The organism is Acetitomaculum ruminis DSM 5522, assembly GCF_900112085.1.
Classification (GTDB): Bacteria; Bacillota; Clostridia; order Lachnospirales; family Lachnospiraceae; genus Acetitomaculum; species Acetitomaculum ruminis.
In genome coordinates this window covers 110367-126497 of the sequence record NZ_FOJY01000002.1, presented here as the reverse complement: position 1 = coordinate 126497, position 16131 = coordinate 110367, and the positions used below count along the sequence as shown (strand labels likewise).

At 32.4% G+C, this 16131-nt stretch carries 14 protein-coding genes; 13 read left to right on the top strand and 1 reads right to left on the bottom strand.

Going from position 1 to position 16131, the window contains the following annotated elements:
- Positions 1 to 45 precede the first annotated feature (45 nt).
- The 8 genes from BM153_RS01725 (at position 46) to BM153_RS01690 (ending at position 8133) form a co-directional block, all read left to right on the top strand.
- Positions 46 to 2112 (top strand): hypothetical protein, encoded by a 2067-nt coding sequence (locus BM153_RS01725; RefSeq protein WP_092870127.1) that lies wholly within the window; start codon positions 46 to 48, stop codon positions 2110 to 2112.
- A gap of 16 nt (positions 2113 to 2128) precedes the next feature.
- Entirely contained in the window at positions 2129 to 2416 is a 288-nt protein-coding gene (locus tag BM153_RS01720; protein WP_092870125.1) for an EscU/YscU/HrcU family type III secretion system export apparatus switch protein, read from the top strand.
- A gap of 27 nt (positions 2417 to 2443) precedes the next feature.
- Positions 2444 to 2788, top strand: a complete 345-nt coding sequence (locus BM153_RS01715) for a YraN family protein (protein WP_242949051.1) — start codon at positions 2444 to 2446, stop codon at positions 2786 to 2788.
- 27 nt (positions 2789 to 2815) lie between these two features.
- Positions 2816 to 3667: a peptidoglycan editing factor PgeF gene (gene pgeF / locus BM153_RS01710; protein WP_092870121.1), complete on the top strand. Its 852-nt coding sequence runs from the start codon at positions 2816 to 2818 to the stop codon at positions 3665 to 3667.
- 74 nt (positions 3668 to 3741) lie between these two features.
- Positions 3742 to 5058 (top strand): DUF512 domain-containing protein, encoded by a 1317-nt coding sequence (locus BM153_RS01705; RefSeq protein WP_092870119.1) that lies wholly within the window; start codon positions 3742 to 3744, stop codon positions 5056 to 5058.
- 82 nt (positions 5059 to 5140) lie between these two features.
- Complete coding sequence (der, locus tag BM153_RS01700; protein ID WP_092870117.1) at positions 5141 to 6463, top strand: ribosome biogenesis GTPase Der; 1323 nt, start codon at positions 5141 to 5143, stop codon at positions 6461 to 6463.
- 2 nt (positions 6464 to 6465) lie between these two features.
- The gene (gene plsY, locus BM153_RS01695; RefSeq protein WP_092870115.1) at positions 6466 to 7116 is read left to right on the top strand and encodes a glycerol-3-phosphate 1-O-acyltransferase PlsY; all 651 of its coding nucleotides are present in this window, start codon (positions 6466 to 6468) and stop codon (positions 7114 to 7116) included.
- Between the two features lie 3 nt (positions 7117 to 7119).
- Positions 7120 to 8133 (top strand): NAD(P)H-dependent glycerol-3-phosphate dehydrogenase, encoded by a 1014-nt coding sequence (locus tag BM153_RS01690; protein ID WP_092870113.1) that lies wholly within the window; start codon positions 7120 to 7122, stop codon positions 8131 to 8133.
- Between the two features lie 92 nt (positions 8134 to 8225).
- Here BM153_RS01690 and BM153_RS01685 read toward each other — a convergent pair whose 3' ends face one another.
- Positions 8226 to 9224 carry a substrate-binding domain-containing protein gene (locus BM153_RS01685; protein WP_092870111.1) on the bottom strand — a complete coding sequence of 333 codons (999 nt, stop codon included), beginning with the start codon at positions 9222 to 9224 and terminating at the stop codon, positions 8226 to 8228.
- A gap of 446 nt (positions 9225 to 9670) precedes the next feature.
- Here BM153_RS01685 and modA point away from each other — a divergent pair, with 446 nt between their 5' ends.
- The 5 genes from modA (at position 9671) to BM153_RS01660 (ending at position 16116) form a co-directional block, all read left to right on the top strand.
- Positions 9671 to 10534, top strand: coding sequence for a molybdate ABC transporter substrate-binding protein (gene modA, locus BM153_RS01680; RefSeq protein ID WP_092870109.1), 864 nt, complete (start codon positions 9671 to 9673; stop codon positions 10532 to 10534).
- Positions 10535 to 10581: 47 nt separating this feature from the next.
- A complete protein-coding gene (modB, locus tag BM153_RS01675; RefSeq protein WP_092870107.1) occupies positions 10582 to 11310 on the top strand; it encodes a molybdate ABC transporter permease subunit in 729 nt (242 codons plus the stop codon).
- Positions 11311 to 11312: 2 nt separating this feature from the next.
- On the top strand, positions 11313 to 12368 hold the full coding sequence (locus BM153_RS01670; protein WP_092870105.1) for a sulfate/molybdate ABC transporter ATP-binding protein: 1056 nt from the start codon (positions 11313 to 11315) through the stop codon (positions 12366 to 12368).
- 169 nt (positions 12369 to 12537) lie between these two features.
- Positions 12538 to 13617: a dTDP-glucose 4,6-dehydratase gene (rfbB, locus tag BM153_RS01665; RefSeq protein WP_092870103.1), complete on the top strand. Its 1080-nt coding sequence runs from the start codon at positions 12538 to 12540 to the stop codon at positions 13615 to 13617.
- 9 nt (positions 13618 to 13626) lie between these two features.
- Positions 13627 to 16116 (top strand): glycosyltransferase family 2 protein, encoded by a 2490-nt coding sequence (locus BM153_RS01660; protein ID WP_242949050.1) that lies wholly within the window; start codon positions 13627 to 13629, stop codon positions 16114 to 16116.
- Positions 16117 to 16131: the final 15 nt, after the last annotated feature.

Here is a 16131-nt window from a genome sequence, read left to right as displayed (position 1 = left end):
AGCGGATTTGATAATGTTTGCTTTGCTATGTAAGAAGGTGATTTTTTGTTAATATCTGGAAATGGTATAAATACTTCTATGAATGATACAAGTTCCGGGAATATAACTACAACCCCTAAAGGAACTGTAGTGGGGACTTCAGCAACAGATAATATCGCCAGTGAGGGTTTTAAACCTGGAAATATATTTGAAGCAGTAGTAAAAGGCATGGAAAACAACAAAGTTTTTTTAAGTTTGGAAAATGGTCAAGTGTTGACAGCCAGGCTTTTGGACAGTGATGTTTCTTTTAGTAAAGGGCAAAATGTGTCTTTTCTTGTTAAATCAAATGATGGAGAACAGATTGCAATAAAGCCGGTTGTTATGGATCTTGCTAATAATCCTGCAATAAATAAGGCCTTAACTGCCGCAGCATTGCCGGCTACGGCAGAAAATTTAAATATGATAAAAGTAATGATGGATGAAAATATGCCGGTGAATAAACAGGGACTTATGGAAATGCGTAAGTTGCTTTTACAAAATCCGGACACAGATACCGGAACCATAGTTGCTTTAAAAAAGAACAATATTCCTATTACAAAAGACAATATAAATCAATTCCAAAATTACAAAAATAATGAGGCATTTCTATCAAAAGATATTGATAGAACCATTCAAAATGTTAAAGAACTTTTTACCAATAGAACTGTTTTTAGTGAAGAAAAAACTTTAACAGGCTCTAACGAGGATGTTTTACAGGAAAATACAAAAGCTTTTCAGGAACTTCCAAAAGCAAATCCGCAAGAATTAAACGAAACTAAAACCGGCGTTGATACCTCAAAACCGGTCTCAAATCCTGTTATAGGTGGAGAAAACAATGAAGAGGTTCCGGAATTTAGGCCATTAATTCCTGAGGAAGTGCAAAGTACAGATGATGAAAATACAATTTCAAGTCAGGTAAAAGATGTAAAAACAGGTAAAGAAGCTTTACAGACTTCAACAGACTTACCGGACATTGAGAATACAGTTGGATTTGATGAAGAAACAAATGTCCAAACCCAGGGAATAAAAAAAGATAATACCGACATAATCAACAATCAAAACAAAATGATTGAAAACAGTCAACTAACAGAAAAGGTATTAAATTCAATAAAAAAAGACCTGGAAGCAAATAATTTAAATATTAAACTTGATAATAATGCTGAAAATAGTATTAAAGAGCTGATAAATAATAATTCTACAGAGTATTTAAAATCTTCTAAGGAAAATGTAAGTTCCATAATTGAAATTGTTACTAAAAGTACTAAAGAAGAAAATGTTAATAATATTTTAAACAACTCTGAAAAGGCGGATTTGTCTGCTAAAATGAAACTGGCCGGTGTTGATAGTGAGACAATAAAGAACTTACTTAGTAAAGAAGGAATAGATGACCACTCCTTATTAAAGGCGATAAAACTTACTTTGAATAAGGAAAGCACAGATTTAAAAGGTGAAATTTTTAAGGATCTTTTATTAAATGATAAATCCTTTAATAAAATTGTACAAAAGGGATTGTTTAATAAATGGACATTAGAACCAAGAGAAACAGCAATTAAGGAAAATGTTAAAGAAATTTTTGAAATATTGAAACGTGATATGCAGGAAATTTCACAAATGGCTTCTAAATTCCAAAATACAAGTGACAGTCTTGTATTGGCTGCAAAATCAGTTCAAAACAATGTGGAATTTTTAAATAACGTAAATTATATGTTAAGCTACATTCAAATTCCTCTTAAGATGTCAAATAAAAGTGCCCATGGAGATTTGTATGTATATTCAAATAAAAAATCCATTGAAAATGAAAACGGGACTGTTTCGGCGTTTTTACATCTTAGCATGGAAAAACTGGGAGTAGTTGATTGTAGTTTAAAATTATACAAAAACAAATTGGATACTATTTTTTCAATTGAAGACGAAATTTCTCTTAATTTGTTTAAGAAAAATATCGAAAAACTTGAAAAAGGTCTTAGAAATGCCGGATATTCATGTGATATAAGTTTTAAAGATTTAGATGAGCATCCAAATCTTGCCAAAGAAATAATGGGAAATTCCGGAGAGAATGATTATAAGAGATATTCTTTCGATGTATTAGCCTGATGGGATGTGGATATAAATGGAAAACAGGACATTAAATAAAATGGCAGTTGCCTTAAGATATGGAAAAGACGATGCGGCACCGGTTGTGGTGGCATCTGGAAAGGGGCATATTGCCGAAAAGATAATAGAAGAAGCAGACAAGGAGAATGTGCCTACCTACAAAGATGAAAAGCTTGCGGCGACTCTTTCTGCCCTGGAAATAGGCGAAATGATTCCGCCTGAACTATACAAGGCTGTTGCCCAGGTATTGGTATTTGTTGAGGATATGGAAACCTTAAAGTCAAAACTTGATTCTAAAGAATAGGAGGAAATCGATATTAATACGCGTAAGGTGGGGTCTGAAAATGAAATAAAAGCGGCTGCATATCTTGAATCCAAGGGATATTTGATATTAGACAGAAATTTCCGAATGGGAAAAAGCGGAGAAATTGACCTTGTGGCAAAATCCGGTGAGACTTATGTTTTTGTTGAATGTAAATTCAGAAATAACAAAAAATATGGAGACCCATTAGAGGCAGTTAATTATAAAAAGCAAAAACAGATTTCTAAAACAGCAATGTTTTATTATATAAAAAAAGGGATAGATGATACTACTCCCTGTAGATTTGATGTAGTTGCGATTTATACAGAAGGTAAAATTAAACATATTGAAAATGCTTTTGATTTTGTTATCTGATAAACCCATGAATAAAAGGAAAATAAAATGAAGTTAATAAGAAATGATATTTATAATAAAAAAGGAATGATTCTGGATGAATCCGGAAAGGTTCCCTTGTTAAAATTTAATAATTTAGAAAATACGGGTAGAGTTAAACATGGATTCACTACAAGACTGGGCGGAGTTAGTGAAAATGAATTTTCTACCCTTAATTTAAGCTTTACAAGGGGAGATAAAAAAGAAAGTGTTTATGAAAATTTCAAAAGAGTGGCTGATACTTTTGGAATGCATGAAGGAGACATTGTCTGCTCAAAACAGACACACACAGATAACATAAGAATTGTTACTGTCGGTGATAAAGGAAAAGGCGTAACAAAAGAGCTTGATTATGACGATGTTGACGGTCTTATATGTAATCAAAAGGGAATATTACTTGCAGGATTTTTTGCAGATTGTGTTCCTGTTTTTTTATTTGACCCGGAGAAAAATTGTATAGGGATCATTCATTCCGGATGGCGTGGTACGGTGAAAAAAATTGGAAAAAAGGCTGTAGAAATAATGGAAAAGGAATTTTACTGTAACAAAGATAATATAATAGCCGGTATTGGTCCGTCTATTTGTAAAGAATGTTATGAAGTAAGCCATGATTTATATGATGAGTTTTCGAAAGTTTATTCAGAAAAAATACTGAATAAATTGTTTGAAAAAAAAGAAAACGGAAAATATTTACTGGACTTATGGCTGGCTAATAAATACAATCTTTTAGAGTCAGGATTATTAGAAGAAAATATAGAAATAACGGATATTTGCACTTGTCAAAATAAAGATATTCTTTTTTCTCACAGGGCAACAGGGGGAAAAAGGGGAAATCTTGGAGCATTTATTTCATTGGCATAATTTTTAGATTAATTTAAAATTTTTATTTATTTTTACGAAGGAAGATTTAATTTATAGATTTAAACGGAGGAAGCATGAATAAGAAAGCAGTTCATCATATAGATGGAGTAGTGGCAGGTTCCATTGCAGAAGAAATGGAGATTGAAGCAGGGGATATTCTATTAAGTATAAACGGTAAAGAGATTGAAGATATATTCGATTACCAATATCAGATTACAAATGATACTATCACTGTTTTAATAAAGAAGAAAAACGGAGAAGAATGGGAACTTGATATAGAAAAAGAATATGATGAAGATTTAGGAATCATATTTGAAAACGGACTAATGGATGATTATAAGTCATGTTCCAATAAATGTATATTTTGTTTTATAGATCAGATGCCTGAAGGGATGAGAGAAACCCTTTATTTTAAAGATGATGATTCAAGATTATCTTTTTTACAGGGAAATTATGTCACATTGACCAATATGTCAGATAAGGATATAGATAGAATTATTGCCTATAATCTTGCACCTATAAACATTTCTTTTCATACTACAAATGAAGAATTAAGATGTAAAATGTTAAACAATAAAAAAGCAGGAAAAGCATTGGCAAAAGTGAAAAAGTTTTATGAAGCAGGCATTGAAATGAATGGGCAGATTGTTTTGTGTAAAGGAGTAAATGATGGAGAAGAACTTGAAAAAACCATTGAAGATTTGGGACAATATATGCCATATCTAAGAAGTGTTTCCATAGTTCCTGTTGGACTTACAAAGTATAGAGATAAACTTTATAAACTGGAATCTTTTAACAAGTCAGATGCTGTAAAATTAATAGAAACAGTGGCTAAATGGCAGAAATACTATATGGATAAATTTAATACCCATTTTATCCATGCATCGGACGAATGGTATATTTTAGCAGATAAAGAGTTCCCAAAGGAAGAAAGCTATGATGGTTATATTCAGTTGGAAAACGGAGTGGGAATGGCCAGACTTCTCTATGAAGAATTTACTGAAGCATTAAAAAACAGAAAGGCATCAGATGACAGTCATGAGATATCTCTTGTAACAGGAGTTTTATATTTCCCGTTTATTAAAGAACTTATTGCTATGTTAAATGAAAAATATCCCAATATAAAAGTAAATCCATATTGTATAAAAAATGATTTTTTTGGTGAAAAAATCACCGTAGCAGGGCTTATAACAGGCAAAGATATTATAAATCAGATAAAGGATTTAAAACTGGGAGAAAGGTTATTAATACCGGATACCATGTTAAAAAGTGACGAGGATATTTTCCTTGATGATGTAACAATTGATGATATACAAAACGCTTTACAAGTAAAGCCTTATATTGTAAAATCAAGCGGGCAGGCATTACTTGATGCTTTTACCGTATTTTAGTAAAATTTTTCAAACATAAAAAACGAAAATCAGATAACAGATATATGATGTATTAAAGATAACAGAAATGGAGGAAGAGATAATGAGCAGACCGGTTGTGGCTATCGTAGGAAGACCTAATGTAGGAAAATCCTTGCTTTTTAACAAGCTGGCAGGCGAGCGAATCTCTATAGTTAAAGATACTCCCGGTGTTACAAGGGATAGGATTTATGCAGATGTAGAGTGGCTTAACCACGATTTTATACTTATAGATACAGGAGGTATCGAGCCGGACAGCAAAGATATTATACTTTCACAAATGAGAGAACAGGCTCAGATTGCCATTGACACAGCAGATGTCATCATTTTTATGGTAAATGTAAGAGATGGTCTTGTGGATTCTGATTCAAAGGTTGCCGATATGTTAAGGCGTTCAAAGAAACCTGTTGTTTTAGTGGTAAATAAAGTAGATGATTTTGATAAATACATGCCGGATGTTTATGAATTTTATAATCTTGGAATAGGTGATCCCCTTCCGATTTCAGCAGCCGGTAAGCTTGGAATTGGAGATATGCTTGATAAAGTTGTTGAGCATTTTCCTGATTATTCTGTTTTAGATGAGGATGATGACAGACCTAAAGTTGCCGTAATAGGTAAACCAAATGCTGGAAAATCATCTCTTGTAAATAAATTAGCAGGAGAAAAAAGAACCATAGTATCAGATATTGCCGGTACAACCAGAGATGCAATTGACACAGAGATTAAATATAACAAGAAAAAATATCTTTTCATCGATACTGCAGGACTTAGAAGAAAAAGTAAAATAAAAGAAGATTTAGAAAGATATAGTATCATACGTGCCGTAAGTGCTGTAGATAAAGCAGATGTGGTAATTATTATGGTAGATGCTTCCATGGGTATCACCGAGCAGGATGCTAAAATTGCAGGTATTTCCCATGAAAAGGGAAAAGCAGCAATAATAGCTGTTAATAAATGGGATTTAGTAGAAAAAGATAACAATAGTGTAAAAAAATTTACAAATGATGTTAAAAATATATTATCTTTTATGCCTTATGCACCGATTATATTTATTTCCGCAGTTTCAGGTCAAAGGGTTTATAAATTGTTTGATATGATTGATGCAGTCATTGAAAATTCTACATTACGAATTCAGACCGGTGTTTTAAACGAAATTGTTACAGAAGCCACCGCTATGGTACAACCGCCTTCAGATAAAGGAAAAAGATTAAAGATATACTATGTAACTCAGGTAGCAGTTAAACCTCCGACATTTGTAATATTTGTAAACAGTAAAAAGCTAATGCATTTTTCTTATGTAAGATATCTTGAAAATAAAATCAGAGAGGCTTTTGGATTCGAAGGAACTCCTTTGAAATTTATAATCAGGGAAAGGACTGAAAAGTAGCGATGGAAAGGTTAATATGCCTCGGAATAGGTTATGTACTGGGATTGTTCCAAACATCATATATTTATGGAAAGATTCATAATACAGATATTAGAGAACACGGTAGTGGAAACGCAGGTACCACTAATGCACTGCGAACATTTGGTGTTAAGGCTGGTTTGCTTACCTTTTTAGGAGATTTTGCAAAAGCAATATTGGCAGCATTACTGGTTTCATTAATATTTAAAAATCTTGGATATTCATATGTAAGAGTTTTGGAGATGTATGCTGGATTAGGTGCTGTTTTAGGTCATGTCTTTCCTTTTTATCTTCACTTTAAAGGTGGAAAAGGAGTGGCTTCAACAGCTGGTCTTATGATTATAATAGATACCAAAATTACATTGTTAATGATGTTGACATTTATAATTATATCACTAACTACGAAATATGTTTCTTTAGCATCGCTGACAGCAACTATTCTTTTAACAATAGTTGTTACGATTGCCGGATTTAACGGTTATTTAGATGTAAGTAATGAATATTTATATGAAATAATTGCCATAACTGTAATATTAATGTTGATTATTATATTTAAGCATAGAGGAAACATTAAAAAATTACTGAATGGTACAGAAAATAAATTGAATTTAAGTAAACACAGTCAGGGGGAATAATTTATGGCAGAAGTTTCAGTTATAGGAGCAGGAAGCTGGGGTGAGGCTTTAGCAATATTACTGGCGGATAATGGACATGATGTTACCATGTGGTCCGCGTTGGAATATGAAGTAGACATGATTAATAATGACAGGGAAAATCCGGAGAAGCTTCCGGGGGTAAAAATTCCTGAAAATGTAAAGGCTACTAAGAACCTTGAAGAAGCATTAAAAGAGAAAGAACTTGTAGTATTGGCTGTTCCATCTAAATTTACAAGGTCTACGGCTCATCAAATGGCTCAATATGTAAAAGATGGACAGATAATAGTAAATGTTGCAAAGGGTATAGAAGAAAGTACGCTTATGACCCTTAGTGAAGTAATAGAAGATGAGATAAAAAATGCAGATGTAGCAGTTTTATCCGGACCAAGTCATGCAGAAGAAGTAGGAAGAAGAATACCGACTTCATGTGTGGCAGGTGCTAAAACAAAGAAAACTGCAGAATATATTCAGAATATATTTATGAATGAAGTGTTCAGAGTATATACAAATCCGGATATTCTTGGAATAGAAATAGGTGCATCATTGAAAAATGTAATAGCATTGGCTGCGGGAATGGCTGATGGTCTGGGATATGGAGATAACTCAAAAGCCGCACTTATTACCAGGGGAATTGCTGAAATTTCCAGATTGGGAGTAAAAATGGGAGGAGCTCCGGAGACATTTTATGGTTTGTCAGGAATAGGAGACTTAATAGTAACCTGTGCAAGTATGCATTCTAGAAACAGAAGAGCCGGAATACTTATCGGAAAAGGCTACACGGCAAAAGAAGCCATGGAAGAAGTAAAAATGATAGTTGAAGGTGTTTATTGTACAAAAGCCGCTGTAAAACTATCAGAAAAATATGGAATTGCAATGCCGATAGTATCAGAAGTTGAGAAAATATTATTTGATGATAAACCTGCAAAAGATGCTGTTAAAGATCTTATGCTAAGGGGAAAAAAAAGCGAACACACTTCAGCTGTTTGGCGTGACTAAATAAATTAAAAAACAGATTATTATTGATAAAAGCAAAAAACTTAAATTAAATAATAATCTGTTTTATTTTATATAGAAAAAATACTTATTATTTAAAATGGAATTTCGCCCATAAGTACTTCTCCAAGACCTTCAACATTGTATCCATTCATAACTGAAAGCTCTTTTTTGAAATTATCAGATCTGATAATGGAAATCATCGTCATAATGGAAGGAAGAGAAAGACTTTCTTCAAGAAATACCAAATCAAGACTTTCCTCTTGAATAGGGATAAAATCAAGGTTTGGAAATTGTGGTAAAACATTTTCAATTCCTATGGCAACGTCAGCAATTCCTGATGAAACTGCCGCCGCTGAGTTAATATGACTCATAACTTCGTGACCATATCCTTTTATATTTAGGGGATTGATATTTCTTTTGTAAAGATGTGCATCTGCAAGAATCCTTGCACCACTTCCTCTTTCTCTGCTTACAAAAGTAATATCATCTCTTGTCAGGTCATCAAATCCTGAAAATAATTTAGGATTTCCTTTTAAAATGTAAAATCCCTCCACTCTTTTAACAAGGTGAATAACGATACATCTTGTTCCAGGTACAAGATGTGATATAAAAGGAAGGTTATAGCTGTTTGTAGCTTCGTCCCATAAATGGGCGGTTGAAACATGAACCTTTCTTAAATACAAGGCATTTAGTGCATTGTAGCTACCCATATAAGACCTGAAAGTTAAACCACCTAATGGACTAGCTTCAATATGTGATGAAAGTGAATCAAGTATTTGATCCTGACCGCATAAAATAAGGCCAAGATCAGAAAGACCTGATGTTGAATGTCTTGTATCACCTGAAATATTGGTAAAACTGGATGATTGTGCTGAATGGTAAACCTTTGAATATGTCTGAGAGACATTTTGAGGTGCAGGAGTGATGTCAGCAGGTTGTTTAAGATAATCATTAAGATTTTCTTGACTTATTCTAAACTGCTTACCAATTTTTGTCGCTTTGATTTCGCCACGTTTAATCAACTCGTAGACAGTATTTTTTTTGATTTTTAGAAGATCAGCAATCTCCTGTGGGGTATATAGATTGTCCATTGTTACCTCCGTTTTGTCTTTTTAATTCAATTACAATCAATACATATTATACACGATTTATTTGTTTTTTTATAGTTTTTTTTATGACAAATATATTATCAATTGTTTTTATATTTCCTACATAACAGAACTATTTTATAATTTGGTATGTGTCAATCTTGTTGTGTACAACAATTAGGAATACAATTTGTTTGATATCAGTGTAGGTTATTATATTTTTATTATATATTAACATAAAATAAAAGCGATATAAATGTATTAAACATAAGTAAAATAAATGATAAATGGTTAAATAAACTGTACGAAAATCAAGCTATTAAATTAATAAAAAACTAAAATAGAATCTTGACAACAAAACTAATGTATTGTAAGATAAATCATGTTTAAAATATAATAAACAATTTAAAACATTAAAGAAACTTTAAAGTGTGTGGAGGTATTTAATTATGAAGACAAGAATTACGAACTTCTTACTTATGTTTGCACTGATTTGTTTTGCTTTGACAGGACTTGCTGGGTGTGGAAACAACACAAAAACAGAGTCTACAAAACAGAATGAAACAAAGGATGTAAGTGACGAAAAAGTAGAAAACAAAACAGAAGAACCTGTTGAGATTGACTTTTTTATAGCAGCAAGCCTTAATAATGTTATGGAAGAAATAAAAGCTGACTACGAAAAAGAACATCCAAACGTAAATATTGTATTTAATGCAGACAGTTCCGGAACACTTCAAAAACAGATTGAAGAAGGTGCAGATTGCCAATTATTTTTCTCAGCTGCCACAAAACAGATGAATGCTTTAGCAGATGAAGGCTTGGTAAATAAAGACAATATTAAAGATCTTTTAGAAAATGAAGTCGTACTTATTAAAGCAAAAGGAACAGAAACTGCTGTAACAGGATTTGACAATATTACAGATGCTAAAAATATGGCACTTGCCAATGAAGATGTTCCAGTTGGACAATATGCAAGAGAGATTTTTAACAACATTGGAAATATGGACACTGTAAATAAAATGGAAATTAATAGTTGCCAAAATGTTACTGCTGTATTATCCGCAGTTGCAGAAGGTAGTAATGAAGTTGGAGTTGTTTATGCTACAGATGCAAAATCAGCTGAAGACTCAGTAGAAGTTATTGCAACTTGTCCAAAAGAGTATTATACTACTCCTTGTGTGTATCCTGTAGGAATCGTTGATAGCAAAACCGCTACAGATGCACAAATAGAGGCCGCAAAGGATTTGTTTGAATATCTTCAGACAGAAGATGCATTAAGTTTATTTGAAAATTATGGTTTTAAAATTGATTAATACTAACGATTAAATTATGTTTAGCGGCATTTTTTGCCGCTATTTTTATGTTTAAATTATTAAGGATATATAAGATAAGAGGAGGAAAAAGATTGGAAAAAATAGACTGGAGTCCTTTATTGATTTCGCTAAAAACAGGCATAGTTGCAACTGCGATTTCCTTTATTTTAGGTATAATAATAGCAGGCCTGGTAATGAGGGCAAATAAGAAAGTTAAATGGATATTAGATGGGATTTTGACTTTGCCATTGGTTTTGCCCCCTACTGTTGCCGGCTTTATTTTACTTCTAATATTTAGTTTAAGACGTCCTTTTGGTATATTTTTGTTAAATCATTTGGGAATTAAAGTGGTTCAAACCTGGTATGGTTGCGTTATGGCAGCAATAGTTATTGCTTTTCCTTTAATGTACAGAAATACCCGGGCGGCTTTTGAACAGGTTGATATAAATTTGATTTATGCCGGCAGAACTTTGGGCTTGTCTGAAAGAAAAATATTCTGGAAAATTATAGTTCCGGTTGCAGGTCCCGGTATAGCTTCGGGAACTGTCCTTACCTTTGCCAGGGCAATAGGAGAATACGGGGCAACAACAATGCTGGCAGGCAATATATTAGGAAAGACAAGAACAATTTCAACGGCTATTGCAGCTGAAGTTTCAGCGGGAAATTATGATATAGCAGCCTTTTGGGTAATAGTGATAATTATTCTTTCATTTGCTATTGTGGTTTCTATTAATGTTCTTACAGGTCATGGAATGAAAAATGTTAAAAGGTGGTAATTATGTCAATAGATATTAAGTTGAATAAAAAATTAAATAACTTTAATATAGATATAGAATTGTCCCATGATGGCAAATGTCTTGGTATATTAGGAGCAAGTGGTTGCGGTAAAAGCATGACTTTAAAAATGATAGCCGGAATAGAAAAACCTGATAGCGGAAAAATAGTTTTAAATGGAAGAACAATTTATGATTTTGATAAAAAAATAGATTTAAAACCCCAGGAAAGAAAAGTGGGCTACCTTTTTCAGAATTATGCATTGTTTCCAAATATGACTGTGGAAGAAAATATAGGGATTGGCTTAAAAAACAAAAGTAATTCCGAAAAAAAGTCCATTGTTAATGGATATATTGAAAAATTTGGACTAAAAGACCTTGAAAAAAGACATCCTTATGAGCTTTCCGGGGGTCAACAGCAAAGGTGTGCCCTAGCAAGAATCATGGCTTCTTCGCCGGATATTATTATGCTGGATGAACCTTTTTCAGCATTAGACAGCTTTTTGAAAGACAAACTTCAATTAGAATTATTGGAATACTTAAAGGAATTTCATGGAGACATTATAATGGTTTCTCACAGCAGAGATGAAATTTACAGGTTTTGTGACAAATTGGCAATAATGAATGAGGGGAAAATAATAAGTTTTGGCGATACAAAATCATTATTTATAAATCCTAAAAAGCTAGAAGCTGCAAGGCTTACAGGGTGTAAAAACATTAGTAAAGCCGTAAAAACCGGTGATTATTCAATAAAGGCCTTGGATTGGAATGTTGAATTGAAAACCCAGGAAAAAGTAAAAGATTCCATCACACATGTTGGAATAAGGGCACATGATGTTTGTCTGGAATATGAAAAATCTGAAAATTCTCTTGAAGTGTTTACAGATAGAATAGATGACGCCCCTTTTGAGGTGACTTATGTTTTGAAAAATTCTGATAAAAAAACTCAGGGTGAAATATGGTATAAAATAGGTAAAAACATGGATTTCTTTAATGATAAGGAAAACTTTGACATAAAATATGTTTCTTTGCCTAAGGATAAATTATTGCTACTAGATTAATCATAAGGCTTAAGATTTTTTTAATTTTTACTTAATAAAGAATAGAATTATCTCTTTGTCGTTGCAAAGATAAATTGTCAATGCTATAATCAATTAGTTAATTCACAATAGGTTTTAGTACTTATGAAAATCAATTATATTTATATAAATTAAATGGAGGCATTTTATTATGAGAACATACTTAGTTACAGGCGGAGCCGGATTTATCGGCTCAAACTATATTCATTATATGTTTGAAAAATACGGAGATGACATAAGGATTATTAATGTTGACGCACTTACTTATGCCGGAAACCTTGAAAATCTTAAAGATGTAGAAGATAGAGATAATTATACATTTGTAAAAGCGGATATTTGTGACAAGGAAGCTATCAGAAAAATATTCAGCGAGAATGATATTGACAGAGTTGTTCATTTTGCAGCGGAAAGTCATGTTGATAGAAGTATTAAAAATCCTGAAGTTTTTGTTAAAACCAATGTTTTAGGAACACTTGTAATGTTAAATTGTGCTAAAGAATCATGGGAAGAGGGAGAATCTTTTAAAGAAGGAAAGAAATTTTTACATGTTTCAACTGATGAGGTTTATGGCTCACTTGAAAAAGAAGGCGAGTATTTTTATGAGACTACACCTTATGATCCACATAGTCCTTACTCAGCAAGTAAAGCTTCTTCAGATATGATTGTAAAATCTTATATGGATACCTATAAATTCCCAGCAAATATTACAAATTGCTCAAATAACTATGGTCCGTATCAGTTTCCTGAAAAGCTTATTCCACTTATGATCAATAATGCTCTTAGTGGAAAGAAACTTCCAATATACGGAGACGGAAAGAATGTCAGAGACTGGCTTTATGTTAGAGACCATGCAAAAGCCATCGATATGGTAATGGAAGAAGGGAAATTATTTGAAACTTATAATATCGGTGGACATAATGAAAAGCAGAATATTGAAATTGTAAACACTATTATTGAGGTATTACAGGAAGAATTGGATGATAATGATCCTAGAAAAAAACTTGTATCAAAAGACCTTATTACATATGTAACAGACAGAAAAGGTCATGACAGAAGATATGCCATTGCACCTGATAAAATCAAGGCTGCTGTTGGCTGGGAACCTGATACCATGTTTAAAGAAGGTATCAGAATGACTATAAAATGGTATTTTGAGCATGAAGACTGGATGAAAAATGTAACAAGTGGCGATTACCAGAAATATTATCAGGAAATGTACAAAAACAGATAGGATGGTATTATGCTAGTAGAGGAAAACATATTTAATGTAATTAATGCAAGAATTAGCATAGAAGATTTTTCCAGATATATTATTGTTGGATGGTTTGAAACAGAATATTCAGAAAACTTAGAAGATTATACTATTTTGGCATTACTGGACTCATTAAAACTGGATGTAGGATTTGAAAAAAAGGATGATTTTTCTGTTAAAGCTAAGTATATGGCTATGGATAAAAATATCTATGAAGAAGATTATATGGATATTAAACTTCCGGCAGATTTAAAAAAATATAAAAAATTATCCTTATTCCTGGTAAACAAAAAATCAAATGATAAAAATTTATTTTACGAAGTGAATGTGTCCACTTTAATAAAACAGCAGACAGAAATCAATTATTTTATCGAGGATTTTACTAATGAAGAAAATGATGTTTTAGTTAAAGGATGGGTTGCCTGCCCGGAGAAAGTTGATTTTAGTGTAGTCGATTCAAAAAACAACTTAATAGAACACGAAGTTGAATGGTTTGCAAAACCGGATGTGATAGATTATTTTTATGAATCAAGTAAGGAAAGGCTGGGTAATTGCGGTTTTAATCTAAGAGTTAAAAACTACAAAAATAAAAAATTTTTTATAAGGTTTGAATCAGGAAATAAAAAAAGTATATATTCAAGCGCTTTTGACATGGACACAAAACATGGGAACAAATATGTTAATAAAGCAAAAAAACTTGTTAAATATAGTATAAAGACCTTAAGAAGCATAAAAGATTTTGGAATTAAAGCTACCTGGAAGAAAGTGGTTTTAAAGTTGCATGATAATACTGATGACTATATGAAATGGCGTGAGAATATTATGCCAAAGGATGCTGATTTGATAAAGCAGAAAAATACAGTATTTTCAAAGATGCCACTGATAAGTATAGTGGTACCACTTTATAAAACACCTGAAAAATATTTAAATGCTCTGGTTAATTCCGTTATAGGACAGTCATATACAAACTGGGAGCTTGTTTTATCAGATGGAAGTGGAGAAAACTCTCCTATGAGAGGTTTATTGGATAAAACACAAGCCTTAGATAACAGGATAAAGGTTATTAGAAATGAAAAGCAACTTCATATTTCAGAAAATACAAATGTAGCTTTAAAAGCAGCTAAAGGTGATCTTATTGCTTTTGCAGATCATGATGATGTATTATCTTTAGATGCTTTGTTTGAATGTGTGAAAATTTATAATAAATATGATGATGTGGGACTTATTTATTCAGATGAGGACAAAATAAGTGATAATGGATTATTATATTTTCAGCCTCATTTTAAACCGGATTTTAGTATAGATTTTTTAAGAAGTATTAATTATTTTTGTCATCTTGTTGTTGTTACAAGAGAACTTCGTGAAAAAGTTGGCTTTTTAAATCCTGAGTATAATGGTGCACAGGACTATGATTTTGTCCTTAGATGTGTGGAGAATACCAAAGGTGTATACCATATTCCAAAGATTTTATATCATTGGAGAGCTGGTGAAAATTCCACTGCCAATGACGGTGCAAGTAAAATGTATGCTTTTGAATCTGGTAAAAGGGCAGTTCAGGCACACTTAGAAAGGTTGGGATTTCAGGCTACAGTTGAGATGGGAGCCAGTCTTGGTTCTTATAAAACTACTTATCATTGGGAAGAAGAACCGTTGATTTCTATTCTTATTCCTAATAAGGATCATATAGACCAGCTTAAAACCTGTATCGAATCCATCGAAAACAGGTCTGTATATAGGAATTTTGAATTTATTATAATAGAAAATAATTCAACACAAGAAGAAACTTTTGAATATTATAAAGAAATAGAAGCAAAATATGATAAGGTTCATGTAGTTTACTATAAAGGTGATTTTAATTACTCTAAAATAAATAATTTTGGTGAAAGTAAAGCCAATGGAGAGTATCTTTTATTGCTGAATAATGACACAGAGATAATTAATCCTGACACTCTTGGTGAGATGCTTGGATATTGCATGAGAGAAGATGTTGGAATAGTAGGTGCAAAGCTTCTTTATCCAAACGACACTGTACAGCATGCAGGAGTAGTTATAGGATTTGGTGGAATTGCCGGACATACCTTCATAGGATTTGATAAAAATTCATTTGGATACTTTACAAGATTGACCAGTGCACAAAATTACAGTGCAGTGACTGCTGCCTGCCTTATGACAAAGAGAAGTGTGTTTAAAGAAGTGGGAGGTCTTACGGAAGAATTAAGAGTTGCTATGAATGATGTGGATTATTGCTTAAAAGTCAGAGAAAAAGGCTATTTGGTTGTATATAATCCAGCTGCACTTTTATATCACTATGAATCACTTTCAAGAGGACTTGAAGACACACCGGAGAAGATAGAAAGATTTCATTCAGAATGTGAATTTTTCGCAAACAGATGGTCAGATATATTAAAAAACGGAGATCCGTATTATAACAGGAATTTAAGCCTGATGCGTTCTGATTTTGCTTTAAGAAGAATGTAAAAAAAGAAAGGAGCA